Here is a 25,829-nt window from a genome sequence, read left to right on the forward strand (position 1 = left end):
AGCGGCAGATACTAATTTAATAATTGCTGTTTTAATTTAGCACTAAATGGCTGGGGACCCAGCCATATATTAAAATATTGTTGTGCCAGAGGATGTCTAAGCTGCCCTAAACCTTGCTGGTTCAAGGATAAGCTCAGGGTCTGTGTAGCATGGTTGTATTTTAAACGGTATAGGTCGCCTGATCTGACCGGACGATACAAATCGGTGATTGGGTTGAATAGAGCATGTATTTTTGCGTCTTTAACATTACGTTTCAGTAAATGTGTGGCCGCACGCTTAAATGCCCATTCCGGAATATTCTGTGTATAGGAAAAGTCCATCTGTATATTTTGTTTTTCCCAGAATTGGCTACAGTTTTGGGCAAAATAACTGGCCATACCGACCTGTTTTTGACCCACCATCAGCGGACCATTGCCGCATTGATTCAGGCTTTGTGCCTGTGCCCATGGACTGAAGCTACATCCCATCACTAAAGCCGTGCTGATCGCTATTTTTTGAAAGGCAGTAGCCATGAGTAGACCCCTCCAACATAAGGCAGGGAACGGTACAGGCCGTTCGCAGGGTCCCAGAAATCCTGCTGGAAAATAATCTTGTTGTTTTCGTTGATCTTGATTTCACTGATACCGTAAGAGTCCATACTGCGGGTCGTGCCGAACATTTTAAAATCATAGGCCATATGCCAGTGCACATAGGCAGAGTCCTGATGATAAGAAGCGTTTAACAGCTTGACGCTGACCTTGCTGACCCGTTTGTTCATGCCTTGAAAGTGCTCCAGCAGATTTTGACGGGATGAAAATTGCGATAGGGTATCGTTAATAAACAGCTGGTCAGCATACAGCGATCCGGCTCTTTCCACAAATTTCGGTGTGCCCAAGGTATTAAAGGCTGAGGTAAAGCGGAGGCCGATATCCTGAGCTTTAGCCTGATCCAGCGCTATCCCCTGAATACCGTTTCTGGATTGGGCATAATCGGCTGAATAACTGGGAATACTTTTACATCCGGCTAACAACAGAAGCGGCAAGGATAAGGCTGTAGCAATAAGTGTTTTTACAAGTCTCATCATCAGTGTCCGTATGAAGTGTATCTTTATACCTTAGGCAGCACAGCGTGAACAGAATGTGAAATAGACGTTATAGATGAGCAATTGAATAGAATTTTTCAAATCAAAGATTAAATGTTTAACTTTTTTCTTCGGCCATTAACCAATCAATGATATTCATAACATCACGATTTTCGTTATTTTTTCTGACCATTGCATAAAAATTATAGTCACAATAGATAAAACCAAAAGGGGCAATGATCTTTCCATTTAACATTTCTTTTTCTACTAGAATTTGAGGTGCTATGGCAATTCCTAACCCAGACACTGCAGCTTCTATCATTAAATTCAGACTATCAAAATAACGGTCATTGGATTTTGGGGAAAAGCTTATTTGAAACTGATCAAACCATGTATGCCATGCACTTTTATTTGAGTGGGTATGAAGTAATGGATAGTTTAAAAGATCATTTACGGAATGAAGAGGGTTTATTTCACGATTACAAATAGGACCCATGTTATCGGGAAATAACAGATATTTATTCAAAAAGTTGGGAAGTAGATGATGCTCACTGACGCTATTGATAAATATGTCAACTTTCTCTTTTTCTAACAATTTTAAGTCATTACATGTCATTAATTTGATATGGATATTGGGATAAATGACTTCGAGCTTTTCTAATCGAGGAATCAGCCAATTTGCCATAAAACTATGAGAAGCGCCTATTACAACTTCTACTTCTGAAGTTTTATTTGTTAACTCAAAGACGCATTGTTCTAAACGATTAAAAAGCTGCGTACAAACTAGCGATAATTCTTCGGCATCCGCCGTCAGAGAGATGGTCGAGGAATGTCGAATAAACAATTTTTTATCCAACCATTCTTCTAACTGCTTTATTTGATGGCTAATCGCACTATGGGTTACACACAATTCTTCCGCAGCTAAACTGAAACTTTTATTTCTAGCGACAGCCTCGAATGCTTTTAAAGCATTAAGGGGAGGTAATGTTCTGCGTTTCATGTTGTAAAATTCTCTAACACCATAAGCTCAAAATATATCAATTATCATAAAAATGAAAATATTTTAAGATCAAACAAGTTTTGATAGTAAAAGAGATATGAGATGACAACCCCTTATACAGGTAATGGTCCTGATGACTTGGGATTTTTTGGTAAATTTGGCGGATCTTACATGCCAGAGAGCTTAATGCCAGCACTTCAAGAATTAGAGCAAGCCTTTAATACAGTTCGGCACAAACCTGAATTTTGGGCTGAATATCAGCAGATTTTAACGGACTTTGTTGGTCGTCCTAGCCCTCTTTTTTATGCAAAAAACCTAACAGCTTATGCAGGCGGCGCTCGAATATATTTCAAGCGAGAAGATTTGAACCATACGGGTGCGCATAAGATCAATAATTGTGTAGGGCAAATCTTATTAGCCAAATTTATGGGCAAAACCAGAATCATTGCAGAAACGGGTGCTGGTCAACATGGGGTTGCAACAGCAACGGTTTGCGCGCTGTTTAAGATGAAATGTACCATTTTTATGGGAGAAACAGATATTCAGCGCCAACAAATGAATGTTGAACGTATTAAATTACTCGGTGCTGAAGTCAGAAGTGTTCAAAAAGGTCGTGGGACTTTAAAAGATGCCATGAACGAAGCATTACGTGACTGGATTCGTCATGTGGATACAACCTATTACCTATTGGGTACGGGTGCAGGCCCTCATCCATATCCCACCATAGTGAGAGAATTTCAGAAAATTATTGGTTTAGAAGCCAAAAACCAAATACTCCTGAAAGAAAATAGACTGCCTGATGCTCTAGTTGCTTGCGTTGGTGGGGGATCAAATGCACTAGGGTTGATGCATCCTTTTCTAGAAGACCTAAATGTCAAAATGTTTGGCGTTGAGGCAGGTGGAAAAGGAACAAATAGTGGTGAACATGCCGCCTCTATTTGCAAAGGTCAAGCCGGTGTGCTGCATGGCAATTTAACCTATTTATTACAAGATTCAGATGGACAGATTTTAGATGGACACTCTATATCAGCTGGCTTAGATTATCCTGGTGTTGGTCCTGAGCATGGCATTCTGTTTGAAACAGGACGTGTGACATACACGGCTATAACCGATCAAGAGGCTGTAAATGCATTTCAGCTTTTAAGTCAACAGGAGGGTATTATTCCTGCTCTTGAGAGTTCTCATGCGATTGCATATGCGATTAAACTTGCTCAAGAAATGCAACCAGAACAGATCATTATTGTCAATTTAAGTGGCAGAGGAGACAAAGACTTAAACACGGTCAAAAAATATCTTGCAGGAGCTACAGCATGAACCGACTAGATCAAAAATTAGAGCAATTGAAACTGGAAAATCGAAGCGGTCTGGTCTGTTATTTTACTGCTGGAGATCCTAATTTTACAGAAAGTTGTCGTCTGTTAAGCCAATTGGGTCAAGCAGGGGCTGACATTATTGAAGTGGGTATTCCATTTTCTGATCCAGTGGCAGATGGAGAGATCATTCAGGCAGCGCATCTTCGGGCTTTAGATGCAGGTCAAACGGTAAAACAGACCATTGAGTTGGTAAAAGTAATCAGGCTGCATGATGACCAGACACCAATAATTTTCATGACTTATTTAAATCCGATTATGCAATATGGTTTTGAGACACTTATCGCTGAAACAGAAAATCTTATAGATGGAATATTGATTTTAGATGCTCCATATGGATATCGAGAAAAATTTGAGGTGCAATTAAATGAAAAAAATATGCATTTAATTGCAATGACCGCGCCGACGACCCCAGTTGAAAGGTTAGAGCAAATTTCAGCGCGCGCGACAGGTTTTTTATATCATGTTGCAGAAAATGGCTTAACAGGAGGAGACTTCAATCTATCTAATCTTGAGAAAAAGATAACTGAAATTAAGCCAATTTTTAATATTCCAGTTGCAATTGGCTTTGGGATCAAAAATGAAAGCCATGTTAAAGCACTAGCCAATAAAGTAGATCTTATTATCATTGGCTCAGCGCTTGTCGATACTTTTTTTAATAAGGGAATGAATGCTACTTTAGAAAAAGTGACGGTTTTTGCACAAATACTTAGAGAAAATAAATAATATCCTTTTTTAAAATCAGTATGCTTTGAGTTAATTTATCAAATGGAGCGTAAAACTCTGTCCTTTAGGCCAGAGATATAAGCGACACGACATGAAGTGTCGTTTGATTTAACTAAGGACTATTTTCCTTGAGTTTTGATTGTTAATTAAGTACATGAAAACCCTTAAATTACGTATAAAAGACAAACATTGCAAGGTGTTAGACCAACTAGCATCAGAAGTGAACTTCGTCTGGAATTATGTCAATGATTTAGGGTTTAGGCATTTGAAGCGGAAAGGTGAATTTCTCTCTGCTTTTGATATTGCCAAATATACGAAAGGCACATCCAAAGAATGTAATTTACATAGTCAAACCATTCAGGCTGTAACTGAAGAATTAGTCACCCGAAGAAAGCAATTTAAAAAGGCAAAGCTGAAATGGCGTGTCAGCAATAAAAAATCAGCAAGGCGCTCTTTGGGATGGGTTCCCTTTAAAAAGGTGGCTATCAAATATGTCAATGGATATGTCCAGTATGGAAAACACCAATTTAAGTTTGGGATAGCTACGGTTTAAGCCAATACACGTTAAAAACAGGTTCATTTGTAGAGGATAGCCGTGGGCGTTGGTATGTATGTCTTGTTGTTGAATCACCTAAGCAAGATAAATCGACAGCAACCAAAGCGATTGGTATTGATCTAGGCTTAAAAGATATTGCCACCTGTTCTGATGGCACTGTAATTTCAAATCCAAAATTCTATCGAAAATATGAGCAGAAATTAGGTATTGCTCAGAGAGCAAGGAATAAGAAGCGTGTTCGTGCATTACACGCCAAGATTGCAAATAGTCGAAAAGATCATTTGCATAAAGCAAGCACCAAGCTTGTGAATGAAAATGCATTGATTATTGTAGGTGACTTGAGTGCTAAAAAATTAGTAAAAACCAAAATGGCAAAATCTGTTTTGGATACAGGATTTTCGGCACTAAAAACAATGAACCGTACCGAGTTTGTCGGAGAGTCAATATTCTGAGAGACTACCCCGATGACAAAATTAAAATATACCCCTGAAATCAGAGAAAGAGCGGTTCAATTATTGATTGAATCTGAAAAAGATTATCCTTCTACTTGGGCTGCAATCACAGCAATTGCGCCTAAGATTGGTTGTACTCCTGAAACACTTCGTGCCTGACATCAAAAGCATTTAGATCAGCAAAATCCTATTAAAGTACAACAGATATCTGATCAAGAAAAAATGAAGCAAATGGAACGTGAAATTAAAGAATTAAAGCGTGCCAATGAAATTCTACGTAAAGCAGCCGCTTTTTTCGCCCAGGCGGAGCTCGACCGCCCACACAAATAATGGTGGATTTCATCCATAACAATAAAGACTTATATGGTGTTGATGCGATTTGTAGGATTTTACCGATCGCAGCTTCAACCTATTACCGAACTTTAGATCTCGTTGATGAGAAGCATTGCTTCGCAAGGGAACATCGAGCGAAACGAGATCTACATGATGAGTATCACGCTGAACAAATTAAACGAATTTGGAAAGAAAGTCCAGGTCGATATGGTGTGCGTAAGGTCTGGCAACAATTGAAACGTGAAGGTTATATTATCGCACGTTGTACAGTTGCTCGATTGATGAAAAAGCTAGGTATACAAGGTGTTTGGCGTGGTAAGAATAAACAAACCACCCGTAGCCGAGATGATCAAAAAAGAGCAGATGATTTAGTGAAACGGAATTTTAATGCTGATCATCCTGACCAACTGTGGGTGAGTGACTTTACGTATATTCAAACTCATTCAGGCTGGGTCTATACCGCCTTTATTATTGATGTGTTCTCATGAGCAATTGTTGGATGGAAAGTATCTACACGGATGAATACAAATATGGTGCTCGATGCACTTGAGCAAGCATTGCACGATCGAGGCATGCCAAAGAATGTGATTCATCATTCCGATAGAGGTGTTCAATATCTTTCTATTCGTTATACCAATAGTTTAGAAGCTGCAAATTTAATAGCATCAGTTGGTACAACTGGTGATTCATACGATAATGCTCTGGCTGAAACGGTGAATGGCTTATACAAAACAGAGGTGATTGAATATTTAAAAGCAGATTGGCAAGGTTTAGCAGATGTACAACTTGCGACACTAAACTGGGTAGATTGGTTCAATAAAAAGCGTGTACACAGTGCACTGAGTTATGTATCGCCTTTTGAGTTTGAAGCAATGTACTATGATAAGATTAACCCGTTAGGTCAGGTGGCCTAACTTAAATAAAAAGTCTCCGACAAACCCGGTACGGTTCAGAATAGGAAAAAAAATATATATTTATCCAAATTCACAGACTAAAAAAGAATTATCGAAAGATAAGGATGGAGGATTAGCTTTTACAAGTGTTAAAACTCTGGGATTTCAAAAATTTGAATACGCACCTAAAAGTTTAAATATGCCTTATGCACCTCAAAGTGCAACTAATTTTGGAGAGTTTAAAGTACCAGCAGACAGACCTGTAATAGTACAAATGACCTATGGTTATAAGGAAGGTCAGAGATACGAATCCTGTCCATTCAGAATGTTTAAAGTTACATTCGAAGAAAGTAAGGATTATGTATTAATTATGAATACAAATTCAGGTTGCACCTACGAATTTTACGAATATAAAAATGGGCAAGCTCTTAGGATGAAAAATATTGAAAAATTATAGTTTTAAATAATTAAGCATCTCTAAAATTAACATAATACGCGTTATACGAATCTAAAAATGGGAGCATTAAGCTCCCATTTTTTAAGTAATTTTTTCAAATAAGACTTGGATGAGCATCTAAAATTCGAATCAATGTAGCTGCTGGTCCAGTTGGATAGCGTCGTCCCTGTTCCCAATTTTGCAGGGTACGAGGACTAATATGCAGACGTGCAGCAAACTCATTTTGGCTCAAGCCTGTTTTTTCACGTACTTCTTTAATATCTGGTAGTTCGAGTTCTGTAACTCGACTTGCTTTAACTTCTTTACGTTTGATAGCTCCAGCTTCTTTTATTGAAGCAACCAAGTCATCAAATAAGTTGTTATCCATGAAATTGCTCCTTCACGAGTTGGCGCAGAATGGCTGTTTCCTCATCTGTTAAATTATCTTTCACTGATTTTGGATAAGCCACTAAGAAAAATATCTGATCATCTTCGGTGACCCAATAATAAATCACCCGAATGCCACCACTTTTTCCTTTGTTACCTTGAGCGCAACGTACTTTGCGAATACCACCGCCATTCTTGATTAGATCACCTCTATCAGGCTGTACCAAAAGATCTTGCTGAAGTTGACGATATTCCTCATCAGATACAAGGTCTTTAATTTGCTTAGTAAAGATGCTGGTTTCAATAAATAACATGGACTCTTTATACGTCAATGGCGTACTTGTATTTTAGCAGTTTCCATAACAAAAAACGAGAGCTGTCAGCTCTCGTTCCGAATAACGCCCATCATGCTAAATAAAAGGATATTCAGAAAAATATAGATGTAAAATTATGACCAAGAAAAGTTATTTGAGTTGTTATATGAGCGTTACTGTTACTCAGCAAAAAGATATTGATGAGGTTTTGAAGAAATACCCTGATTGCTGTTCAGTCTGTAAAGATCATTTTGATGATGAAGATTTGACATATACAGTTTTTGGATATGACAAGAATCAACGTATGCAAATCGTTTCAGGTTGTTGTATTGATGAAATATCAGAGGTAGTGCTTCTAGGCTTATGTGGTTGTTATGCCCCAAATGACATACAGAATTTAATGAAAGAGCATCCTCTAGTAGATTAATTCTTTAAGGTGAGCTTGAAGACTTTCTAAAATTAACATAATCGGCGTTATTTGATTATTTATTGTTGATCCAAAATTTGTAAAAGAGAGTCTGGCTTAATTTAGACAGCTCTCTACTATATTTATTTAAGGTTTTTTATGAAGCACTTAGGATTTGTAGGAAAAAGTACTGAATATTTAGGGTATACCCATGTTGAAATTATCAATAGCTCATTACGCTTATCTTTCAATATTTCATCAACAAAAGATCTAGAAGAAACCTTTAAAAAGATGGTCGAAAATAACTATGATTTACTTATGGAAACATCAGCAGAAATCGAGTTCGAGTTAGAAAGTGAAACGATAGCAGAGATAGAAACCATCATAAAAGAAAAAGGGATTGAACTTGATGAGTTTGTTCAAAATGCGCTGATTAAACTTATCAACCAAAATGAATTGGCTAAGACTGATTAGACCTTAAATGCAGGCAATAAAAAAGCCCGACATCCTGTCGGGCTTTTTCGTATTGGGTGTTTAGGTATAACTCCTGTCGTACCTCACGTCCTGGTGTCGCACTTATTATTATTGTTTTATGTGTTGGAACATCTTGTTCTCTATGTCCCTATCATATGAAAAATCCCCATAGTGGCCTAGACGCAATGGTCCTTAATTCATGTCAGCATGAGCTTACAAGATTGCTCAAAACTTACCCCAAGGTTTATCCGCAGAAATTGCGGATAGTTTCAGAGGTTGGGGTATTGAGTTATCAGGGAAAATCGCAAAATCGACTACTTTTTAAACAAATTTATTGGCAAAACATTCCAAAACTGCTCATAAAAAAGCCGACTTGTTTCCAAGTCGGTTTTTTGTTGTTTTTTAGGGGGATGAAAATTTTTAACTATATGAAAAACAAAGATATTTTAAAAAGCTGTTATTCCTAAGTAGAAATGTCCTATATGGAAATTTCCAAGTCAAGCACAGGATTTAGATTTCGTTGTTCAATCGCTGTTTTCTGTGCACGTCTACGTGGCATGGATTGAGAACGACTCCGTTTGTTTTGCTGTTCTAATTCTTCATACTGTTGTTGAATATGCGCTAGTACAGAACCCAAACGTTTATTCTCAACGATCTCTCGCTGGTTGAGCTGACTTAATTTATCGAAGATACTGTAATTGATTTTTCTACCTTGGTGTTCAATGGCTACCGTACCATCCGGGTATTCCAGAAACTCAATATACTTGCCGATAAATCTTTGATTTTCTTCTGTTTTTTCCATGATATATACGTATTTATCATATGTAATCGTCAGGCTGTTTGTAACTTTGCGAGGTTCACGCCAAGTAAAAATATCATCTAATTCTTCGGCTGTTTCAGTGATAGGCCGATGTAGATTCTTAGGATTAAAAGCCATCTTGGCGAACTTCTGATTGAACTGCTCAATGAAGCAGGGTAGCCAGGCATTCGCTTGCTCAATCGAACAGATACCTTCCAAGCGTATTTCTTTGATCAGACGGTCCTGAAGCGTTCTATTCGCCCGTTCTACACGGCCTTTGGCCTGCTGTGAATTGGCGAAGATGATATCGATATTCAGGGTGCTGAGTACACGTCCAAACTGGGTAATCTTGGTGTCTTTCTTGCTGCTTTGATTCACCCTGAAGACTAAATGTTTGTCGCTGTAAAACGCTAAAGGCTTACTGTGCTGTTCGACATATAAACGGGTTGAAATCATATAGTCAAAAGTTGATTCTGACTCACAGAAGCGTAAATGCTGTAATTTACCTGTGGCATCATCGATAAATACCAGTAGGCAGCACTTGGCAGAACGGCCTTCAAACCAGTCATGGTGTGAGCCATCAATTTGGATCAGTTCACCAAAGCAATCCCGGTTGTAACGAGGCTGATACGGGCGTTTCAGGCGCTTGGATCGAGGAATCCATAAGTCAGCTGCAATCATCCAGGAACGCAGGGTTTCTACTGAAAGATCGAGTCCATGTACGGTGGTGAGCTTTTCATGCGCTAAAGTGGGCCCGAAACCATGGAGTTGGTCAGAAACAATATTGAGGCATTTGAGTCTGAGTTCTTCAGGAAGTTTGGAATTGCTGATTTGGCCACGACCGGCATGGGCTAATGCAACTGGACCTTGGGCTTTGTATTTCTGCAGTAAGCGTCTGATCTGACGTTCTGAAATATGAAGTAGCTGAGCAGCATGGGATTGAGTTATGCGTTGATCGCAGATTTCCTGCAAGACCGACAATCGTTTAAGTTCTTTATCCGACATAGACACCAACATATCAAACCGTCCGCTAAGGAAATTGCAGAAGTGCATATTCTAAAAGCGGACATTTTTACTTTGGAGAAACCGGACATTTCTATTTTGGAGTTACAGACAAACTTCGTATAAGAGATTTTATGTTGAAGACTTTCAATAGAGAGTACAGTGATAAAGCGATCATTTGGCTATTAAAATATAGTTAAATAATCGCTTTTTTATCGTTTACCTATAGGCTAGTGATAAAATTATTTCCGATCTAACCAAGATAAAAAACTAGGGCTAAGATTCAATTTAACTGCTGGAGTTAATAGTGAATAAAAAATGATTTACGAACAAGTTTTAATCAGTTTGCAGTATATAAAGCTCATTAAAATTTAATTTTTTCTTAAAATATAAATTAAGTAACTGATCAAGTTTCGCATAATCTATTATTTTTTTAAGATTTAAGGTAATTTGAAATATACTATACCAATCATCCATAGGTGAATTATCTCTCCATTTATCACCATATGAATCATCTCTTTCAACATTAATCACGATGTCCTTATAATCTGAAGATTCTTCTCGATCATCAACTATCGCAAAGAAAAATACCTGTTCTTTATTATGATTCACACATGATAATAGAGAATAAAAAGCATCTGGATCATTCCGTCTTGCATCATAATAATCTGATGAAAATTCCCAATTATTTATTTCATCTTTAGGAATATAAGCTTTCACAATATTTAAGATCATTAATCTAGCAGCACAATATTCATCATAATTAACATAATAATTATTAAAAGGATACTTTGGATGTTTTTTAAAAAAACTAATTATTTCTTCTGTTTTATATTTCATTTAAGCACTCTTTAGAATTAATCCTGTTCTGATATCAATATCAATATCAATATCAATATCAATATCAATATCAATATCAATTCGCCTTGAATCACCCATAACTCGATCTTGCTTATGAGTTCCATCAAAACTAAAACTCCATTTACTAACACCTACCCCACCTGGAGTATTTTTTGTCATCCAAGAAACTAAATTATTATATGCCGTTGTTGCCCCTTTCTCATAATCAACTTTCTGCCCTTTTTTCTTATCCGGACTATGACCTTTTAAACCTATCATTTGTACCCGAACTGATTTTGCATATAATTTACATAAAGTTAACGAAGGTGGAGCAGGTAAATCTACCCATGCTGAATTAGCCTCAGTTGCTGTAACAATCATCTGGTTTGTTTTTGCACCATTTTGTGCTTGAATTCGACCATTATGCTTTTGTTTATTACAATTAGAATTATTAGGATTACAAGTTCTATTTAACTTATCTATTTCATCTTTAATATTTTGTAATGCTAGTGCTTTTTGATAATCAGAAATATTTCCTTTCTCTCTTTGTATTTGTTCCTCTGCTGTTTCTAATGCACTATTTAAAGCACCTGTAATAGTACTATCACCCAATGTAGATGGAGTTAATATACCGATCAATACTGCACCAACCGGATTAGTTCTCGCTCCAACTCTAGCAGCTTCACCCGCTTTTTCTACGGCTGTTCCCCATCCACCTAGACTACCAATATCTGCTGCTACTGCCATGTTTCTTTCTCCAAAGCAGCATAAAATTTTTGAGATTCAGAATTATTTAAGCAACTTTCTACAATTCCTGCTAAAACATCAATTCTTAAATACGGAGGCCATAATTTTTCTTCTAAAATACCTCTATTCCAATTATCATCATCTATATTGTTCTTATTTAAAATAAAACAAATTTCTCCATATACCGCACACCACTTATTATAGTCAGCATCTTCTTCCATTCCATTTAAATATTTCTTTACACGCCCCTGTGCAATAAATAAAAAATCAACACCTCTTTTTTCATCATTATTAAAATATTTTTCAGAAAAAAAGGAAATTTCATTTTCAATCTATTCCAATTCCATAGAGCTAAATCTTCTTCACGGCTATTTGAAAATATATCAATCTGCTCTTGAGTAAACTTTATTGTCATATCAAAGACTCACTATATTATGCAAAGTACTATCGAATTCTTGATACCACCAATTACTAATTGGTTTTAATAAAACCATATAACTTTCATCATCTAACATTTTGTTAAGTATTTTAATAATTGCTGGATCATAAAATCTAAATAAAGCTAGCTCCTCACTAGGTAGCTCTGCCTGTAAAAAAGGCTGTAAATGTTGAATTAGTTGTTGTTTAGATAAAGAAGTTTCAATAATTGAAAACATCCCTATTGTTTCACCAACAACAAGTTTTTTTTGTAATAACTCACTAGATTCCTTTGTGATTGGTATTAATAATGGAGATACTTCTAAAGGGCTTTGTTGCACAAAGATTTGAAATACAAAGCCCCCCCTAATTGAACCTAATTTAAGGCGTAACTTGGGTAAGTGGTCGACCTAATTCCGTAAATCTGTTGAGGACTGCTACACGTGCATGAATTTCATTGACTTGGCTATCAAATTTTCTTGCACTGAGTTTATCCCCCAATAATTTGATGCAATGCATCTTAGTTTCCACCAAACTTCGGCAATGATAGCCGGACCATTTTTTCCATAATGTCCTGCCTGAGAAGCACTGCTTCGCAAGATTAACTGTTCGAAGTAATTCATTTCGCGCTAGCGAGCTGATCTTTGTATCTTTCCATGGTTTCGCATTTTTTCTAGGTGGAATCACCGCATGCGCTTGCCGATCTGCAATGACCTGACGGCATTGCTTGGTGTCATAAGCTCCATCGGTATAAACAGAGTCAATCTGCTCATCTTGTGGAATCTGATTGAGTAAATCACCAAGCACTTGTGAATCACTCACATTATTTGTAGTGAGTTGAATGGCGCGTATTTGAAGGGTTTCAGCATCTATACCAATATGAAGTTTACGCCATTGGCGACGATATTCAGGTCCATGTTTCTTCCTTTTCCATTCACCTTCACCTAAAAACTTTAGACCGGTAGAGTCTACCAGCAAGTTAAGCCCACCACTGCTTTTTTGATAATTAATCGCAATATCAATATGTTTTTGTCTTCTGCAAAGCGTACTGTAATCTGGTGCGGTCCAATTTAATCCACAAAGTTTAATCAGACTTTGCACAAAGCCAGTGACCATACGTAAAGATAGACGGAATAAGGATTTAATCATTAAGCAGCATTGGATAGCTGCGTCGGAGTAGGTTTGATTTCGCCCTTGTTTGCCTTTTGATGGAGCATACCATTGCGTAGCAGGATCAAACCAAATGGCAATATTTCCGCGACTCATGAGTGCTCGGTTATATGCGGGCCAATTGGTTGTGCGATAGATTTTGTGTGTAGGCTTCTTCATTTGAAAATTATATCGCTGAAAAAGCCTTTACAGATAGGTTTGTGCAACAAAGCCTTTTTGAATTACTTTGTACTTTCATCTGAGTCTATTAGAAGTTGCCTATTTCGTTCTTGTGTATTGATAGTTTCTAGGTGACTAAGCCAATATTGAATTGCGTATTGATATTTAGAAAAGAATGTAAAAAACATAAAAGTGAAGGTGGGTCCCATATCTATACTTTCAGAATAGCCCATATATTTATCATATAGCGCCATACCTATCGACCACATAGTTAACAACCAAAACATATAAGTTGATAATTTTATAAAGTTATCGAAACTTTTACCTTTGAACATAAAATTTATAAAAGTAATTAATTATTATTCTCAATTATACCAAATTTTGTAAGTAATTAAAATTTAAGAATATCTAAAATTAACATAATACACCTTATACGAAGTCAAAAATGGGAGCTTATAGCTCCCATTTTCAGTCTTTAATACGCTTTTTCGCTTCGTCATAAACTATGCTGTCAGCTCGTTTCCCGACGGTGATGAGCAAGATAACTACCTGATCATCTTTGACTTGATAAACTAGTCAGACTCCAGCCTTTAATAATTTAATTTTATAGCAGCCTGCGAGATCCCCTCTAAGCATATTCTTGGGAATATGTGGCTGCTCTATGATCTTGGCAAGTTTCTTCTTAAATTGATCTCTTATAGCACTAGGAAGCTTTTCCCATTCAGCTGTGAAGTCCTTATGACGTAAAAGCTTATAAGTCATCTAAAGTAATTTCCTCGAACATTTCTTTAGGATCATTAATTCGTTTACGAACAATCGCTAATAGCTCGGTATCCTCTTCTGAGAGTAAGGCTTTTTGTACAGGGAGTTTTCCAGTCGCTGCAATGTATTCAAGGACATTTGTAAAAAACTCAGTAGGTGCAATACCTTGTTCTCTTAGAACTGAATACGATTTTTCTTTAAGGGCTTCATCGACCCTGAAGTTAACAGTAGCCATCACTTTTCCCATTTATTGAATGTATGGAAATATTGTAATGCAAACTGCATTACAAGGCTTGTTATTCACCAATTAAAATGTCTATGCGATAAACCATTTAAAATGTCCTGTTTTTAACTACAAGAGTCAAGCACAGGATTTAAATTTCTTTGTTCAATAACAACTTTCTGAGCTTTACGACTCGGCATACTTTTCTTGAGACGGGAACGTTTATTCTGTTTTTCCAACTCTTCATGCTGTTGCTGGATATGGGCCAGAACCGAGCCTAATCGTTTATTCTCAACCACTGCATTTTGCTGTAGTCCAGCCAGTTTATTGAAGACGCTATAGTTGATCTTCCGTCCTTCATGTAAGATGGCCACAGTGCCATCTGGGTACTCCAGAAATGAAATGTATTGCCCAACCAGCTTATGATTCAGTACTGTTGGCTCAAGCATATAAATACATTTGTCATAAGTGATGGTCAGGTTCTTTGTGACCTTACGCGGTTCCTGCCAGGTAAAAATGTCATCCAGTGCAAGATGAGATTCCGTTAATGGCCGATGTAAATTCTTTGTATTTCTCGCACATTTGGCGAACTTCTGATTGAAGTGTTCAATAAAGCAGGGTAGCCAGGCATTGGCTTCGGCAATCGAACTGATGCCTTCCAGACGCATCTCCTTGATCAGACGATCCTGAAGTGTCCTGTTGGCACGTTCCACACGACCTTTGGCCTGTGGTGAGTTGGCAAAGATAATATCAATGTTTAACTCATTCAGAATCCGGCCAAATTGCGTGATCTGGCTGTCCTGACTGGATTTCTGGTTCACTCTGAATACCGAATGTTTGTCACTATAAAAGGCCAGCGGCTTGCCGTATTGCTCAATGTAGGCTCTGGTGGAAAGCATATAGTCAAAGGTGGTTTCAGCCTCACAAAAGCGCAGATGCAACAGCTTTCCAGTCGCGTCATCGATATAAACCAGCAAACAGCATTTGGCGGCTCGTCCTTCAAACCAGTCATGATATGAACCATCAATCTGGATCAACTCACCGAAGCAATCCCGGTTATATCGAGGCTGATATGGCCGTTTCAGACGCTTGGATCGAGGAATCCAGAGATCATTGGCAGTCATCCAGCGACGAAGCGTTTCTACAGGAATATTCAGGTCAAACATGCTGATGAGCTTCTCATGCGCCAAGGTTGGGCCAAAGCCCAGCAAATGTTCAGAAATAAGGGAAAGGCATTCAGACTTTACGGCTTCATCATGGCGACGATGACCCGGTTGACCACGACTGGCATGTGTCAGACCTGAGACACCATCTTGATTGAGCTTCTGCAATAACCGGGTAATTTGACGGGTGGAAAGATTTAGGATTTCAGCAGCACGGACCTGGGTAATACGATGATCTCGAACGTCTTGCAGAACTGCAAGCCGTTGAATTTCTTTGTCAGACATAGTGATAAGCATCTATATTTATATCCAGTCCATGGTGATAAAAACCATCATAAACTAGACATTTTTATTGGTGAGAATATAGACACTTTAAATGGGTTCTAACAAGGCTAGTTCGTATAATCGCCATTATGTTAAATAGACTTAATATTCGATGAAATTTTTCTGAAGGAACAACACCTATGGCAGGTGCCGAAACTGGTTTAGGTGGTGGTTTTAATATACAACATAATCTTAGCTATACTTTTGTTATCCCTTTGAATTGAATCCGGACAAAAATATGAGAATTATTCATTTAACTTTATGTACTATTTTTTTATTCACTGGTTGCGAAGCAAAAGTAGAAAAAACTATACCCCAAAGTAGTATATCTACTATTCAACTTAAAGAATTTAAGAATATTGTTGAAAATGGCAATAAAACCCAACAAAAAACTTTATTTGAAATGATAGAAAAAAATGCTAACGATGGAGACGCAACTTCTCAAAATTTACTAGGAGTCATTTATGAAAATGGTTATCTTGAGCAAATAGAAAACTTTGAGACAGCTCTTAGTTGGTATATAAAATCAGCAAGTCAGGGCAATGGAATAGCAGAAAATAATATTGGTAATCTTTATTATAGAGGACAAGGAGTATCAAAAGATGATGAGTTGGCCTATAAATATTATGAAAAGGCAATGCAGAAAAACATTCCTGAAGCAATAAATTCACTTGGATTGATGTATTTTAATGGATCATTTGTATCTAGCGATAAGCTAAAAGCATGTGAATATTTTAAAAAGTCTGCAGATTTTGGATATTATCTAGGAGAGTCAAACGTTGCAAACTGTTATTTAAATGGTTGGAATGGACCTATAGATAAAAAGAAATACTTTTATTATTCTTTAAAAGCAGCAGAAGCTAATTATGCTCCATCACAATTTAATGTTGCTGTTATGTATTCAAAAGGTGAAGTTGTAGAAAAATCCATTACAGAATCAATAAAGTGGTATAAGAAAGCTTTAGATCAAAATGATCCTAGAGCTGCCTATAATTTAGGAAATTTATATGAAAAAGGAAATGATGTTGAGAAAGACCTAAATAAAGCATATAGATATTATGAGTTAGCTTATGAAATGGGACTAGATATTGCTAAAAATAAATTAGATGAATTAAAAAACCTAGATGTTAATTAAAATTTTTAATGTATTTGTTGTATGAGTATTTCATAACCATATGATTTAAAAAGTTTTTATTATTTATTGATCTGGTAATCCTCCAATAAATAACCGAAGTTAAAAGTAGAGATTAAAGTATCAGTCATATAATTCTACGGTCATTAATTTTTCCTAAAATTAACATAATACACGTTATACGAATTCAAAAAATGGGAGCTAAGCTCCCATTTTTAATGCATTTTTTTAAATAAGACTAGGATGTGCATCTAAAATTCGAATCAATGTTGCTGCTGGTCCTGTTGGATAGCGTCGGCCTTGTTCCCAGTTTTGCAGAGTACGATGGCTAATGTGGAGACGTGCTGCAAATTCGCTTTGACTTAAACCAGTTTTTTCTCGCACTTCCTTAATATCTGGTAATTCAAGTTCGGTCGTTCGACTAGCTTGGATCTCTTTGCGCTTGATTGCTCCTGCTTCTTTAATCGAAGCAACTAAGTCATCAAATAAGTTGTTATCCATGAAATTGCTCCTTCACGAGTTGGCGCAGAATGGCGGTTTCTTTATCCGTTAGATTATCTTTTACAGATTTTGGATAAGCCACCAAGAAAAAGATTTGATCATCCTCATTTACCCAATAGTAAATTACTCTGATACCGCCACTTTTGCCTTTATTACCTTGAGCACAACGTACTTTTCGAATGCCACCGCCATTCTTGATTAAGTCACCTTTATCTGGCTGAACCAATAGATCTTGTTGAAGTTGACGATATTCCTCATCAGATACAAGATCTTTGATTTGCTTGGTAAAGATACTGGTTTCAATGAATAACATAGATTCTGTGTACGTCAATGGCGTACAAGTATTCTAGCAGTTTCCACATCAAAAAACGAGAGCTGCTGCTCTCGTTTCGTATAACAGCCATTATGTTAAATAGGAGCTCTTCGCTCCCATTTTTACGGATGATTTTTTAGTTCATTTAGTATTACATTACATAAATTCTGATTCATACGTGTCTGTTGACCTGAAATAAATTATTTTCGGGAGTATCTTAATTTTGTGGCTTAATACCTAAGCGATCAACTTCTTTAGAAATATCAAGCATGACTTGGAATTTATCCAGTTGAGCCACAAAAGGAATATATTGGAATAGATCAACTTTTTTCATGTTTTCTATGAGCTGTTTTTCACCAAGTACAGCAGGCGGTTCATAAGCATAAATTTCATTGTCTTTCAGTTCGCCTAAATTCGTTAAACAACGATCAAAAAGTAAGTTTTCATTTTGATCATATGTATCTATTGATTCTTTTGTTCCCCTGATCATAACTTTTGATAAAAAAGCTCTTAGATGTTCCCCATCTTTAAGATTCTTATTATTATTCAAGCTCGGATAAATACGCATATCAATAATATCTATAGTCAATCCCGAAGTTGTTTCTTTACCAATTAGAAATAAGTCCCCAAATGCTGTTCGCCCTATTACATAAAAGTCATCAGGCTCTAAATCTGTGTTTTTAAGACAAAGTTCTAAAATATCTTCATAATCGACAGGATTAACGAGCCAAAATCCACCATTCTCAAATGATGCAAAACCTAATTTGTCCCAAATATAAAAAAAATATTCAGGATAAGTATGTTCATATTGAGCAATAAATTCTGGAGAGGGTTTTTTACCTATTTCAATTTTAGAAAATTTAATTTTAAAATAATCTAGATACTTTTGTATCTCTTCCTGTTGGCTTAACGGTAACATTATTTACATCTCTCTAATTTTACATTGAGCTTGAGTGAAAAATGGGAGTTATAAAAACTCCCATTAAAGCCATCTTTTTTAGATTTAACTGCTTGGCTTAATACCTAAACGATCAACTTCTTTAGAAATATCAAGCATGACTTGGAATTTATCCAGTTGAGCCACAAAAGGAATATATTGAAATAAATCGACTTTTTTCATGTTCTCTATAAGTTGTTTTCCACCAAGTACAGCAGGCGGTTCATAAGCATAAATTTCATTGTCTTTCAGTTCGCCTAAATTCGTGAGACAACGATCAAAAAGTAAGTTTTCATTTTGATCATATGTATCAATTGCTTTCTTTGAACCTTTCATTGTGATGGTTGATAACAATGATCTTAAAAAATCTATCTCCTTTTTATCTACATTTTCTCTTATATTTGGATAGATTTTTAAGCCAATGATATCAACTGTCAGTTTTGATGTTGTATTTTTTCCTATAGCATACAAACTACCAAAAGCCGTTCTACCAATAACATAGAAATCATCATATTCTGGGAAATTAGTATCTTTTAAACACAACTCTAAAATATCTTCATAATCTAAAGGGTTAACTAACCAAAACCCCCCATTTTCAAATGATGCAAAACCGAACTTTTCCCAAATATAAAAAAGATATTCAGGAAAGGTGTGTTGATGCTGAGAAATAAATTGAAGTGTTGGTTGTGGTCCTTTTTCTATTTTTGAAAAATGACTTTGAAAAAATACAAGAAACTCATCAATTAATTTTTTTGATTCTAATTCCATTATGGACACCTATGTAATTTCACGTTGAGCTTAGTTGAATCTTTAATATTAGGGTCAACGCCTTTCACCGCACTATCAATAGATTCTACGCGGGTCACACTTTCATTTTTAGCTTTATTTCCCCAACCACTACAATAGATGAGTTCACATTCTTTAATCCCATATCCATCTCTGCGCTACTATTTGCCCCACCCACAATTTGATCCGGGTTATGCAAGGCGGCCATCGTCGACATAATATCTTTGGAATCTGCATCAGCTTTTTGCTTTGCTGTTATTGGATCCATTGTTATTAAATTTTCTTCAAACTTTGAATCAGATAAATCTTTTTCATATTCCTGTCTAGGATCAGAAATTGAACTACACGGAATTTCTAACTCTGCCACACAGTTACCAAAAATAATCGTTGAAGTAAGTGCAACAACAGGCATGTCTACAGGGGAGAAAATTGTATTAGGCTTAGAAATAGCAGCCACTGTGGCTATGCTCATTCCTGGGGTAAATATTGCTGCAGGGGCATTAAGAGCCGGATTGTTTTTATTTAGAATCGCTAAAGCTGCAAAATTTTCACCTAGAATAGCTAGAGGTTTACAAAGTATATTTAGTACAGGAAGACAAGTAGCACCCGCTTTTTAATATGTAGAGATTAGGATCAATAATGCACTTAGTTGAAATAAAATCACCCTCAGAGCAAGAGTTAGTTCAACAAATCAATCAGGCTGAACGTGAATTGTTGATGTTAGATAAAGATGATAATAAATTGGCTCAGTTATCATTGACTATCCAAGTTTATTATCTGAATGGCGGTAATGAGGAAGGTAAGAAAAAAGCATTAAAGCTCATAGAACAATTCAAATTGAAATATCCTCTAAAATCACATTTCCATATAAATATCAGGGGATTTGTAAAGTTAACAGAAAAAAGCTATCAAGCCATATATAAAAAAGCACCTCAGATCAATGCTTTTGAGTGGTTTCTCAGTTCAACTGAAGATGGGGAAACTGCTGATGATTATTCAATGAGTATTTATACAGCAAGAGATAACTATGGTGTCTCTTATATGCATATTAACCTCCCCATAGATTTTGCTTATAATGAAAAAGGCAGAGCTGAATTTGACACATGGGTTAAGAATATTGTGAGCAAATTAGAGGTTCTGCATGGCTATGCAGGACTTAATATTCAATTACCTTATGATCGTCATGCATATCAATTTTATGAGTATGGCGTCACCCGCCAATATTGGGGACTAACCCCAGATGGAGCGAGTTTCTTCACTACCGATTGGCAAAAGGGGACTAGAAGCATTAATTGGTATTCTTTTGTCGGAAAACAACTCAAAAATAAACTAAAACAACAACCTTATTATGCTGAAATTTTAGCAAACACCTCTGATATTCAAGTTTCAGAACTTAATGATAGTTTGATTTTTAAAGCAGGTGAAATACCTCGCTTGGGGAATAAGGATTTACCCTTACCATTAAGCTATATCGCCATTAATGAGCTATTTAAAGTAATTCGTTCAGATATGCCGAGTGATGCAATGCATACAGCATATAAAGGCCCCCGATATTCCTTGTCACAAGTTTATTATTGGATGAGACGATGGGACAATGCTAATTTTATCCAAGGTAAATTGGACTTGAACGGTAAAAATGAAGCTTTATTTCCCGTTCTGGGGCAATATGACAATGATGATCGAATCATTCCTCATAGTGGGATATGGACACCTTTTGATTTTGAAGGAATTGAACAGCATTTAACAAAAGGTAATGAATTTCCAGAAGAAGCGGAATATGAATGGCATGATGGGGAATTGGATAGCAAAATGGCAGTATGGAGGTTAGTTAAACGAGATGATGGTGGGGATGTATTATTACCTAATCCATTTTAGATAATCTAAAATTAACATAATACACCTTATACGAAATGCTCTTTATTTTGTCTTTTAAATCATAACCTTATCGTATAGGAAAAAGCCCAGACCTACCGATCTGGGCTTTTTGGTTGAATTTTACCGTTCCACGCCTATTCTTTGACCAATGTTTCACGGTTTTAATAAGCCTTGGTAAACAATTCAACCTCTAGTCATCACTTAAAACAGCATGTAGCACTCGGCCCAATAAACCTCGTTTTTTAGGTTCCGGTGTTATCGTAGCAGCTTGCTGAATAGGCTTATTTTCTATTGCTGTAATTTGTTCGGGCTGTACAATTTCTTGTAAGTCTGTAGTTGTACGGATTTGTTCATTTGTACTGTAATCCTGACTGTCAGGCTGAATATTTTTAGGTGTATAGCCAAGTGCTAATGTTAGGTTGTCAATTTTATCTTTAAGTTGCTCAATCTCTTTGTACATAAGCCTTTCACGTTCTTCGGCAACTGATTTATCATGTCGTAATTCTTCAATCAATTGCTTGTACAGTTCAACTGTAGTGTTGTCAGTTTCCTTACTATCAGGCTTACTGTCAGCCTGACTGTTAGGCATACCGTAAACACGTTGCATTTCACTAAAATCAATGACTTTTCGATTCTTAGAGTCAATTTCATAACTAATAGAACCATTCTTCATACGATCATAAATAGATGTACGAGCGATTCCATATTTTTAGCTAATTCCGCAACAGTAAATTTAGGCATAGTTCTTTAATTATGGTTTTAGTTCGTCATTACATGAACTGTAATGTACTTAAACCTTAAAACCTAGATCTTTAAGATGTGGAAGAAGTTGTTTTTGTTGTACTGGATCTCTGAGCATATCTTTAATTTTAATGGCTAACTCTTCATAGCTTTCACCTTGATTTGCTAAATGAGACAGTTCATGTAGGCGAGATAATTGATTTCCAAATAAGTTAATTTGTGAGTCACTCATTTGATAAAAAGACTGTTTGAGAGAGTTAGTTTAGCAGCTGCAAAAAATTTCAAATTGTTTAAACAGAAATACGCTAGTTTATATAGTCAAATTGAGAATGAGTCTACTCAAAAGTTTTTCAAATGGGATCAGTCTATTAAGACCAATAATTTGCGTAGATTTTTAAGCCAATCAGCACCATCAAGAGATAAAAATTATAAAGGTGGAATTAAAGACTATGCTAAAAAAATGGGAGAAATTGGTAAATTTAGTAAACAGTTAAAACTTGCTGGTTACGCAGCTCTTGCAACAGATGTAGTAAGTTCCGGAATTACAATTGCTGAGGCTAAACCTGAAGATAGAGCAAGAACAACAGTTGTAGAAACAACTAAAATAGGAACTGGTATTTTGACAGGGGCATTCACCAGCGCATTAATTATTGGTTTAGCCACAGGTGGAACAGGATTAGTCGTTATTGGGGTTGTTGCTATTTCTGCCACTATGGCAGGCAAGGCAACTGGCGATATTACAGGTTGGATAGCTGGTGAAACTTATGATGCGATTAGTGAATATCAGAGCAAATAGAACATGAACTTTTTAATATATATTCTGGAAACTAGACCTTTTTTATTGATAGGGATGTTTGGGCTTTTCTTTTTTGCTATTTCTTTAGCTTTTTATATAATTTTTTATATTTACATGAATGTAAATATAAAAAAAATATCTAAAATTATTTTTAATGATGAAAATAAGTATAGTAGACCATTAGAACCTTTTAATTTTCTTTTCCTTAGTTTTCTGCCTACAACTTATTGGAGAGAAATTATTAATATAAAGTATGGGAGTAGCTTCAAAAAACTATATGGAAAAGAATCTTTTTACTACTCAATAGATCGAGATCAACTTACTGAGCTATTAAAAACAAATAAAGGTTATTTTATTCTTCAATATACCATATTTACTTTGATAGCCTTGGCAATCATTTGTGTTATTGTGTCATATGTTTTTGAAAAATATTAGTTAATACTTAATAATTCAGCGTTTTTAATCCTGGAATATAAATTTCTTATTTTGGGTCAATCACACACAAATCCCCACCATCATAATTGCACTGATTTCGCATGATACGAACACAAGGTTTGCTAACACCATTGACAAGACAAGTCTTAACTTCCATGTTGTAAAGCTCTGCAAGCTCTCTCCGCTGTTTAATTTCATCCCAACTTGGAATGAATAAATATAAGCACATGACAACCAGTACCACTAAGCCAATAAAAATACTGGAGTACAAGATCAGAAAGCGGTTATCAAAATTACGATCTAAACGGTTGGCAGTTTGATTTAAGACCTTGGTTTTTTCATCCAGTAACTTAGCGGATTGCTCAAGTCGGGCATGTGCATTGGATCTGCAATGACCTGACGGCATCGTTTTGTGTCATAAGTACCATATGTATAGGCAGAATCGATTTGTTCATCTAAAGGGATTTGAGCAAGTAAATCTACCACTACCTGTGAATCACTGACATTATTTGCGGTGAGTTGTACAGCACGTATTTGAATGATTTCAGTATAGATACCAATATAAAGCTTACGCCATTGGCGGCGATTCAGGTCCATGTTTCTTACGCTTCCATTCACCTTCACCTAAAAACTTTAGGCCAGTAGAGTCTACGAGTAGATGGAGACCACCACTACTTTTTTGATAGCCAATTGCAATATCGACTTACCTTAAGCAGTATTATATAGCTGTATTGGACTAAGTTTGATTTGATCCATTTTTTCTTGCGTATGAACATACCATTGAGTCAAAGAATAAAACCGGATAGAAATATTGCCTCGAATAATTAAGGTTCGGTTGCGAGGTCTTTAAAACAAACCCATTGCAGAGTAATGATTAACTATTACTGATTTTTGTTGCTTAATACAGATTTTAACAGTGGTTACTTTTTTGGTTACTTCAACTTATAAACTCAGAATAATATTCATAAAAAACATATATATAAATTCTTATGTGATGCGTAATATACGCATCACATAATAATGCTTATTTTTGATATAATTAAGATAATGGGGATCATTATGCTGGTTTATAAAAATTTATGAGTCTTACGGAAACACAAGTACGAAAGTCATATCCAAAAGAAAAAATTTACTTTTTAGCTGATGATGATGGTTTAAGCTTAAAAGTCGATCCTAATGGAAAAAAGTCTTGGAGTTATCGATATTCAGTTGCAGAAACGGGTAAAAGACCACGAGTCACTCTAGGTACATATCCTGAGATGAATCTCAAAGAGGCTAGAGTGGCCAGAGACTCCTATAAGGCAACTAAATTTTCTACACAAAATTTAGTTCAGGAGAAAATTCAAACTTTTAAAGTTGTTTGTGAAGAATGGTTAGAGTTTAAAACAAATAATTCATTTAAAGATCAACCACGTGGTGGTGTAATCCAATTGGCGAATGCATGTTTAATAAATGACATTTATCCCGTTATTGGTGATATAGATTTTAGTAAAATTAAAAGAACTGATTTAGTTAAGGTAATTAAGCAGATTGAAAATAGGGGAGTTAAGGAACCTGTAAAAAAAGCGTATAGCTATTTAAATCAAATCTATGATTTTGCAGTTGCAATGGGATACTGTGATTATAATCAAGCTTATGGTCTAAATAAAATATTATTGAAAGGGAAATTAAAGAAAAATTATCCCTATTTAAAAGATGAAGAAATTTCTAATTTTATTCTTAGAATAACTCAACTAAATACAGATCCGATTATAAAAAAAGCAATCCTATTTAAATTATATACTGGAGTCAGGGGGGCAGAGTTATTGTCTGCAGAACCTCATCATTTTGATTTTGATAACAATCTTTGGAAAATACCTGCTTTACATATCAAGCAATATCGTCGAAAAGTGATAGCAGGTTATGATATTCCTGATTTTTTAGTTCCATTATCATCGCAAGCGGTGAGCATTGTTAGATCTGCACTAGAGTGGTCACAAGGCGATCGTTATGTTTTTGCCAGCCCAAAAATTAAAGATAAGCCATTGCATTTTAACACAATAAATTCAGCCATTCGTAAGATGGGATACAAAAAAAATGAGCTATCCTCACACGGTTTAAGATCAACATTCAGTACTATTTTAAATGATTCTGGCTTATTTCAAGATAGTTGGATTGAGGCTCAGCTTTCACATGTAGATAAGAATAAAACACGTGCTAGTTATAACCATGCAGATTATATTCAAAAAAGAGCTGATATGATGCAGTGGTGGGGTGACTATTTAGAAAATAAATCAAAATCTAGTTTATAGGTAATTTAA

Annotated in this window: 31 protein-coding genes, 5 pseudogenes and 1 other annotated feature; of the genes and pseudogenes, 13 read left to right on the top strand and 23 right to left on the bottom strand. The window is 35.9% G+C overall.

All coding sequences use genetic code 11. From position 1 onward, the window contains the following. Window positions 1-11 precede the first annotated feature (11 nt). From G0029_RS16255 to G0029_RS16265, 3 genes are all read right to left on the bottom strand, one after another. Window positions 12-512, bottom strand: a complete 501-nt coding sequence (locus G0029_RS16255; RefSeq protein WP_180110281.1) for a chalcone isomerase family protein — start codon at window positions 510-512, stop codon at window positions 12-14. Then, window positions 488-1,060 carry a nuclear transport factor 2 family protein gene (locus G0029_RS16260; RefSeq protein WP_180024907.1) on the bottom strand — a complete coding sequence of 191 codons (573 nt, stop codon included), beginning with the start codon at window positions 1,058-1,060 and terminating at the stop codon, window positions 488-490. The genes G0029_RS16255 and G0029_RS16260 overlap by 25 nt, the downstream gene beginning before the upstream one ends. A 118-nt stretch (window positions 1,061-1,178) precedes the next feature. Continuing rightward, the gene (locus G0029_RS16265; RefSeq protein ID WP_180110282.1) at window positions 1,179-2,060 is read right to left on the bottom strand and encodes a LysR family transcriptional regulator; all 882 of its coding nucleotides are present in this window, start codon (window positions 2,058-2,060) and stop codon (window positions 1,179-1,181) included. A 102-nt stretch (window positions 2,061-2,162) separates the two neighbouring features. On the opposite strand from G0029_RS16265, the gene trpB reads away from it, so the two are divergent. From trpB to G0029_RS16290, 5 genes and pseudogenes are all read left to right on the top strand, one after another. Then, window positions 2,163-3,374 carry a tryptophan synthase subunit beta gene (gene trpB, locus G0029_RS16270; protein ID WP_180110283.1) on the top strand — a complete coding sequence of 404 codons (1,212 nt, stop codon included), beginning with the start codon at window positions 2,163-2,165 and terminating at the stop codon, window positions 3,372-3,374. Then, window positions 3,371-4,156, top strand: coding sequence for a tryptophan synthase subunit alpha (gene trpA / locus G0029_RS16275; protein ID WP_180110284.1), 786 nt, complete (start codon window positions 3,371-3,373; stop codon window positions 4,154-4,156). The genes trpB and trpA overlap by 4 nt, the downstream gene beginning before the upstream one ends. 154 nt (window positions 4,157-4,310) lie before the next feature. Then, window positions 4,311-5,128 (top strand): annotated as a pseudogene (locus G0029_RS16280) (RNA-guided endonuclease InsQ/TnpB family protein); the annotation flags it as partial. 48 nt (window positions 5,129-5,176) lie between these two features. Then, a pseudogene (locus G0029_RS16285) lies at window positions 5,177-6,411 on the top strand (IS3 family transposase). Continuing rightward, window positions 5,452-5,568: a sequence feature (AL1L pseudoknot), on the top strand. It overlaps the preceding pseudogene by 117 nt. Before the next feature lie 178 nt (window positions 6,412-6,589). After that, window positions 6,590-6,847, top strand: coding sequence for a hypothetical protein (locus G0029_RS16290; RefSeq protein ID WP_180109893.1), 258 nt, complete (start codon window positions 6,590-6,592; stop codon window positions 6,845-6,847). Window positions 6,848-6,941: 94 nt separating this feature from the next. Here G0029_RS16290 and nadS (G0029_RS16295) read toward each other — a convergent pair whose 3' ends face one another. Together nadS (G0029_RS16295) and G0029_RS16300 are read right to left on the bottom strand one after the other, a co-directional pair. Beyond that, window positions 6,942-7,214: a NadS family protein gene (gene nadS / locus G0029_RS16295; RefSeq protein ID WP_000369781.1), complete on the bottom strand. Its 273-nt coding sequence runs from the start codon at window positions 7,212-7,214 to the stop codon at window positions 6,942-6,944. Continuing rightward, window positions 7,207-7,527, bottom strand: coding sequence for a type II toxin-antitoxin system RelE/ParE family toxin (locus tag G0029_RS16300; protein WP_180109894.1), 321 nt, complete (start codon window positions 7,525-7,527; stop codon window positions 7,207-7,209). The genes nadS (G0029_RS16295) and G0029_RS16300 overlap by 8 nt, the downstream gene beginning before the upstream one ends. Window positions 7,528-7,693: 166 nt before the next feature. On the opposite strand from G0029_RS16300, the gene G0029_RS16305 reads away from it, so the two are divergent. Continuing rightward, window positions 7,694-7,954: a hypothetical protein gene (locus G0029_RS16305; protein WP_180109895.1), complete on the top strand. Its 261-nt coding sequence runs from the start codon at window positions 7,694-7,696 to the stop codon at window positions 7,952-7,954. 138 nt (window positions 7,955-8,092) lie between these two features. After that, the gene (locus G0029_RS16310; RefSeq protein WP_180109896.1) at window positions 8,093-8,407 is read left to right on the top strand and encodes a hypothetical protein; all 315 of its coding nucleotides are present in this window, start codon (window positions 8,093-8,095) and stop codon (window positions 8,405-8,407) included. Window positions 8,408-8,885: 478 nt separating this feature from the next. On the opposite strand, the gene G0029_RS16315 is transcribed toward G0029_RS16310, so the two are convergent. The 9 genes and pseudogenes from G0029_RS16315 to G0029_RS16355 all read right to left on the bottom strand — a co-directional run bounded on the left by G0029_RS16315 (window position 8,886) and on the right by G0029_RS16355 (window position 15,986). Continuing rightward, entirely contained in the window at window positions 8,886-10,211 is a 1,326-nt protein-coding gene (locus G0029_RS16315) for an ISNCY family transposase (RefSeq protein ID WP_180109897.1), read from the bottom strand. A gap of 333 nt (window positions 10,212-10,544) precedes the next feature. Then, window positions 10,545-11,048, bottom strand: coding sequence for a hypothetical protein (locus G0029_RS16320; protein ID WP_180109898.1), 504 nt, complete (start codon window positions 11,046-11,048; stop codon window positions 10,545-10,547). After that, the gene (locus G0029_RS16325) at window positions 11,049-11,795 is read right to left on the bottom strand and encodes a hypothetical protein (protein ID WP_180109899.1); all 747 of its coding nucleotides are present in this window, start codon (window positions 11,793-11,795) and stop codon (window positions 11,049-11,051) included. Then, window positions 11,786-12,016, bottom strand: coding sequence for a hypothetical protein (locus tag G0029_RS18340; protein WP_227591937.1), 231 nt, complete (start codon window positions 12,014-12,016; stop codon window positions 11,786-11,788). Before G0029_RS18340 ends, G0029_RS16325 begins: the two co-directional genes overlap by 10 nt. Before the next feature lie 195 nt (window positions 12,017-12,211). Next, window positions 12,212-12,553: a DUF4123 domain-containing protein gene (locus G0029_RS16335; RefSeq protein WP_180109900.1), complete on the bottom strand. Its 342-nt coding sequence runs from the start codon at window positions 12,551-12,553 to the stop codon at window positions 12,212-12,214. 40 nt (window positions 12,554-12,593) lie between these two features. Beyond that, on the bottom strand, window positions 12,594-13,541 hold the full coding sequence (locus G0029_RS16340) for an IS5 family transposase (RefSeq protein ID WP_180109901.1): 948 nt from the start codon (window positions 13,539-13,541) through the stop codon (window positions 12,594-12,596). 468 nt (window positions 13,542-14,009) lie between these two features. After that, window positions 14,010-14,303 (bottom strand): annotated as a pseudogene (locus tag G0029_RS16345) (type II toxin-antitoxin system RelE family toxin). Beyond that, the gene (locus G0029_RS16350; RefSeq protein WP_111885987.1) at window positions 14,293-14,538 is read right to left on the bottom strand and encodes a type II toxin-antitoxin system RelB/DinJ family antitoxin; all 246 of its coding nucleotides are present in this window, start codon (window positions 14,536-14,538) and stop codon (window positions 14,293-14,295) included. The pseudogene G0029_RS16345 and the gene G0029_RS16350 overlap by 11 nt, the downstream one beginning before the upstream one ends. A gap of 113 nt (window positions 14,539-14,651) precedes the next feature. Next, window positions 14,652-15,986: an ISNCY family transposase gene (locus G0029_RS16355; protein ID WP_180109902.1), complete on the bottom strand. Its 1,335-nt coding sequence runs from the start codon at window positions 15,984-15,986 to the stop codon at window positions 14,652-14,654. 265 nt (window positions 15,987-16,251) lie between these two features. Here G0029_RS16355 and G0029_RS16360 point away from each other — a divergent pair, with 265 nt between their 5' ends. Continuing rightward, a complete protein-coding gene (locus G0029_RS16360) occupies window positions 16,252-17,148 on the top strand; it encodes a tetratricopeptide repeat protein (protein ID WP_180109903.1) in 897 nt (298 codons plus the stop codon). A 225-nt stretch (window positions 17,149-17,373) separates the two neighbouring features. On the opposite strand, the gene nadS (G0029_RS16365) is transcribed toward G0029_RS16360, so the two are convergent. From nadS (G0029_RS16365) to G0029_RS16385, 5 genes are all read right to left on the bottom strand, one after another. Next, window positions 17,374-17,646: a NadS family protein gene (gene nadS / locus G0029_RS16365; protein ID WP_004676016.1), complete on the bottom strand. Its 273-nt coding sequence runs from the start codon at window positions 17,644-17,646 to the stop codon at window positions 17,374-17,376. Then, window positions 17,639-17,959 carry a type II toxin-antitoxin system RelE/ParE family toxin gene (locus tag G0029_RS16370; RefSeq protein WP_002126330.1) on the bottom strand — a complete coding sequence of 107 codons (321 nt, stop codon included), beginning with the start codon at window positions 17,957-17,959 and terminating at the stop codon, window positions 17,639-17,641. The genes nadS (G0029_RS16365) and G0029_RS16370 overlap by 8 nt, the downstream gene beginning before the upstream one ends. Window positions 17,960-18,176: 217 nt before the next feature. Continuing rightward, window positions 18,177-18,878 (bottom strand): GAD-like domain-containing protein, encoded by a 702-nt coding sequence (locus G0029_RS16375; protein ID WP_180109904.1) that lies wholly within the window; start codon window positions 18,876-18,878, stop codon window positions 18,177-18,179. Between the two features lie 84 nt (window positions 18,879-18,962). Next, window positions 18,963-19,664, bottom strand: a complete 702-nt coding sequence (locus G0029_RS16380) for a GAD-like domain-containing protein (protein WP_180109905.1) — start codon at window positions 19,662-19,664, stop codon at window positions 18,963-18,965. A 94-nt stretch (window positions 19,665-19,758) separates the two neighbouring features. Beyond that, the gene (locus tag G0029_RS16385) at window positions 19,759-20,139 is read right to left on the bottom strand and encodes a polymorphic toxin type 15 domain-containing protein (protein ID WP_180109906.1); all 381 of its coding nucleotides are present in this window, start codon (window positions 20,137-20,139) and stop codon (window positions 19,759-19,761) included. A gap of 1 nt (window position 20,140) precedes the next feature. Between G0029_RS16385 and G0029_RS16390 the strand changes: the two genes are divergently transcribed. After that, on the top strand, window positions 20,141-20,299 hold the full coding sequence (locus G0029_RS16390; RefSeq protein WP_180109907.1) for a hypothetical protein: 159 nt from the start codon (window positions 20,141-20,143) through the stop codon (window positions 20,297-20,299). 22 nt (window positions 20,300-20,321) lie between these two features. Then, a complete protein-coding gene (locus tag G0029_RS16395; protein WP_180109908.1) occupies window positions 20,322-21,557 on the top strand; it encodes a type VI immunity family protein in 1,236 nt (411 codons plus the stop codon). A 190-nt stretch (window positions 21,558-21,747) separates the two neighbouring features. On the opposite strand, the gene G0029_RS16400 is transcribed toward G0029_RS16395, so the two are convergent. After that, on the bottom strand, window positions 21,748-22,230 hold the full coding sequence (locus G0029_RS16400) for a hypothetical protein (protein WP_257223795.1): 483 nt from the start codon (window positions 22,228-22,230) through the stop codon (window positions 21,748-21,750). Window positions 22,231-22,347: 117 nt separating this feature from the next. Then, a pseudogene (locus G0029_RS16405) lies at window positions 22,348-22,539 on the bottom strand (replication initiation protein); the annotation flags it as partial. On the opposite strand from G0029_RS16405, the gene G0029_RS16410 reads away from it, so the two are divergent. Together G0029_RS16410 and G0029_RS16415 are read left to right on the top strand one after the other, a co-directional pair. Further along, on the top strand, window positions 22,531-23,094 hold the full coding sequence (locus G0029_RS16410; RefSeq protein WP_180109909.1) for a hypothetical protein: 564 nt from the start codon (window positions 22,531-22,533) through the stop codon (window positions 23,092-23,094). The pseudogene G0029_RS16405 and the gene G0029_RS16410 sit on opposite strands and share 9 nt — an antisense overlap. A 3-nt stretch (window positions 23,095-23,097) precedes the next feature. Next, window positions 23,098-23,529, top strand: a complete 432-nt coding sequence (locus G0029_RS16415; RefSeq protein WP_180109910.1) for a hypothetical protein — start codon at window positions 23,098-23,100, stop codon at window positions 23,527-23,529. A 46-nt stretch (window positions 23,530-23,575) separates the two neighbouring features. Here the strand turns inward: G0029_RS16415 and G0029_RS16420 are convergent, their stop codons facing one another. Beyond that, a complete protein-coding gene (locus tag G0029_RS16420) occupies window positions 23,576-23,935 on the bottom strand; it encodes a hypothetical protein (RefSeq protein WP_373685877.1) in 360 nt (119 codons plus the stop codon). Beyond that, window positions 23,914-24,232 (bottom strand): annotated as a pseudogene (locus G0029_RS16425) (transposase); the annotation flags it as partial. The gene G0029_RS16420 and the pseudogene G0029_RS16425, both read right to left, overlap by 22 nt. A gap of 376 nt (window positions 24,233-24,608) precedes the next feature. On the opposite strand from G0029_RS16425, the gene G0029_RS16430 reads away from it, so the two are divergent. After that, window positions 24,609-25,820 (top strand): tyrosine-type recombinase/integrase, encoded by a 1,212-nt coding sequence (locus G0029_RS16430; RefSeq protein WP_180109911.1) that lies wholly within the window; start codon window positions 24,609-24,611, stop codon window positions 25,818-25,820. Window positions 25,821-25,829 lie beyond the last annotated feature (9 nt).

The sequence above is a fragment of the Acinetobacter sp. YH12138 genome (assembly GCF_015218525.1).
GTDB lineage: Bacteria > Pseudomonadota > Gammaproteobacteria > Pseudomonadales > Moraxellaceae > Acinetobacter > Acinetobacter amyesii.

Bases quoted from the DNA above. Each gene is read 5' to 3' on its own strand.
- G0029_RS16420 (WP_373685877.1), bottom strand. From the start codon at position 23,935: ATGCCGTCAGGTCATTGCAGATCCAATGCACATGCCCGACTTGAGCAA.
- G0029_RS16350 (WP_111885987.1), bottom strand. From the start codon at position 14,538: ATGGCTACTGTTAACTTCAGGGTCGATGAAGCCCTTAAAGAAAAATCG.
- G0029_RS16375 (WP_180109904.1), bottom strand. From the start codon at position 18,878: ATGTTACCGTTAAGCCAACAGGAAGAGATACAAAAGTATCTAGATTAT.
- G0029_RS16370 (WP_002126330.1), bottom strand. From the start codon at position 17,959: ATGTTATTCATTGAAACCAGTATCTTTACCAAGCAAATCAAAGATCTT.
- G0029_RS16325 (WP_180109899.1), bottom strand. From the start codon at position 11,795: ATGGCAGTAGCAGCAGATATTGGTAGTCTAGGTGGATGGGGAACAGCC.
- G0029_RS16290 (WP_180109893.1), top strand. From the start codon at position 6,590: ATGCCTTATGCACCTCAAAGTGCAACTAATTTTGGAGAGTTTAAAGTA.
- nadS (WP_004676016.1), bottom strand. From the start codon at position 17,646: ATGGATAACAACTTATTTGATGACTTAGTTGCTTCGATTAAAGAAGCA.
- nadS (WP_000369781.1), bottom strand. From the start codon at position 7,214: ATGGATAACAACTTATTTGATGACTTGGTTGCTTCAATAAAAGAAGCT.
- G0029_RS16265 (WP_180110282.1), bottom strand. From the start codon at position 2,060: ATGAAACGCAGAACATTACCTCCCCTTAATGCTTTAAAAGCATTCGAG.
- G0029_RS16315 (WP_180109897.1), bottom strand. From the start codon at position 10,211: ATGTCGGATAAAGAACTTAAACGATTGTCGGTCTTGCAGGAAATCTGC.
- G0029_RS16300 (WP_180109894.1), bottom strand. From the start codon at position 7,527: ATGTTATTTATTGAAACCAGCATCTTTACTAAGCAAATTAAAGACCTT.
- G0029_RS16260 (WP_180024907.1), bottom strand. From the start codon at position 1,060: ATGAGACTTGTAAAAACACTTATTGCTACAGCCTTATCCTTGCCGCTT.
- G0029_RS16380 (WP_180109905.1), bottom strand. From the start codon at position 19,664: ATGGAATTAGAATCAAAAAAATTAATTGATGAGTTTCTTGTATTTTTT.
- trpA (WP_180110284.1), top strand. From the start codon at position 3,371: ATGAACCGACTAGATCAAAAATTAGAGCAATTGAAACTGGAAAATCGA.
- G0029_RS16310 (WP_180109896.1), top strand. From the start codon at position 8,093: ATGAAGCACTTAGGATTTGTAGGAAAAAGTACTGAATATTTAGGGTAT.
- G0029_RS16360 (WP_180109903.1), top strand. From the start codon at position 16,252: ATGAGAATTATTCATTTAACTTTATGTACTATTTTTTTATTCACTGGT.
- G0029_RS16320 (WP_180109898.1), bottom strand. From the start codon at position 11,048: ATGAAATATAAAACAGAAGAAATAATTAGTTTTTTTAAAAAACATCCA.
- G0029_RS16395 (WP_180109908.1), top strand. From the start codon at position 20,322: ATGCACTTAGTTGAAATAAAATCACCCTCAGAGCAAGAGTTAGTTCAA.
- G0029_RS16340 (WP_180109901.1), bottom strand. From the start codon at position 13,541: ATGAAGAAGCCTACACACAAAATCTATCGCACAACCAATTGGCCCGCA.
- G0029_RS16415 (WP_180109910.1), top strand. From the start codon at position 23,098: ATGAACTTTTTAATATATATTCTGGAAACTAGACCTTTTTTATTGATA.
- G0029_RS16355 (WP_180109902.1), bottom strand. From the start codon at position 15,986: ATGCTTATCACTATGTCTGACAAAGAAATTCAACGGCTTGCAGTTCTG.
- G0029_RS16255 (WP_180110281.1), bottom strand. From the start codon at position 512: ATGGCTACTGCCTTTCAAAAAATAGCGATCAGCACGGCTTTAGTGATG.
- G0029_RS16430 (WP_180109911.1), top strand. From the start codon at position 24,609: ATGAGTCTTACGGAAACACAAGTACGAAAGTCATATCCAAAAGAAAAA.
- G0029_RS16305 (WP_180109895.1), top strand. From the start codon at position 7,694: ATGAGCGTTACTGTTACTCAGCAAAAAGATATTGATGAGGTTTTGAAG.
- trpB (WP_180110283.1), top strand. From the start codon at position 2,163: ATGACAACCCCTTATACAGGTAATGGTCCTGATGACTTGGGATTTTTT.
- G0029_RS16400 (WP_257223795.1), bottom strand. From the start codon at position 22,230: ATGAAGAATGGTTCTATTAGTTATGAAATTGACTCTAAGAATCGAAAA.
- G0029_RS18340 (WP_227591937.1), bottom strand. From the start codon at position 12,016: ATGGAAGAAGATGCTGACTATAATAAGTGGTGTGCGGTATATGGAGAA.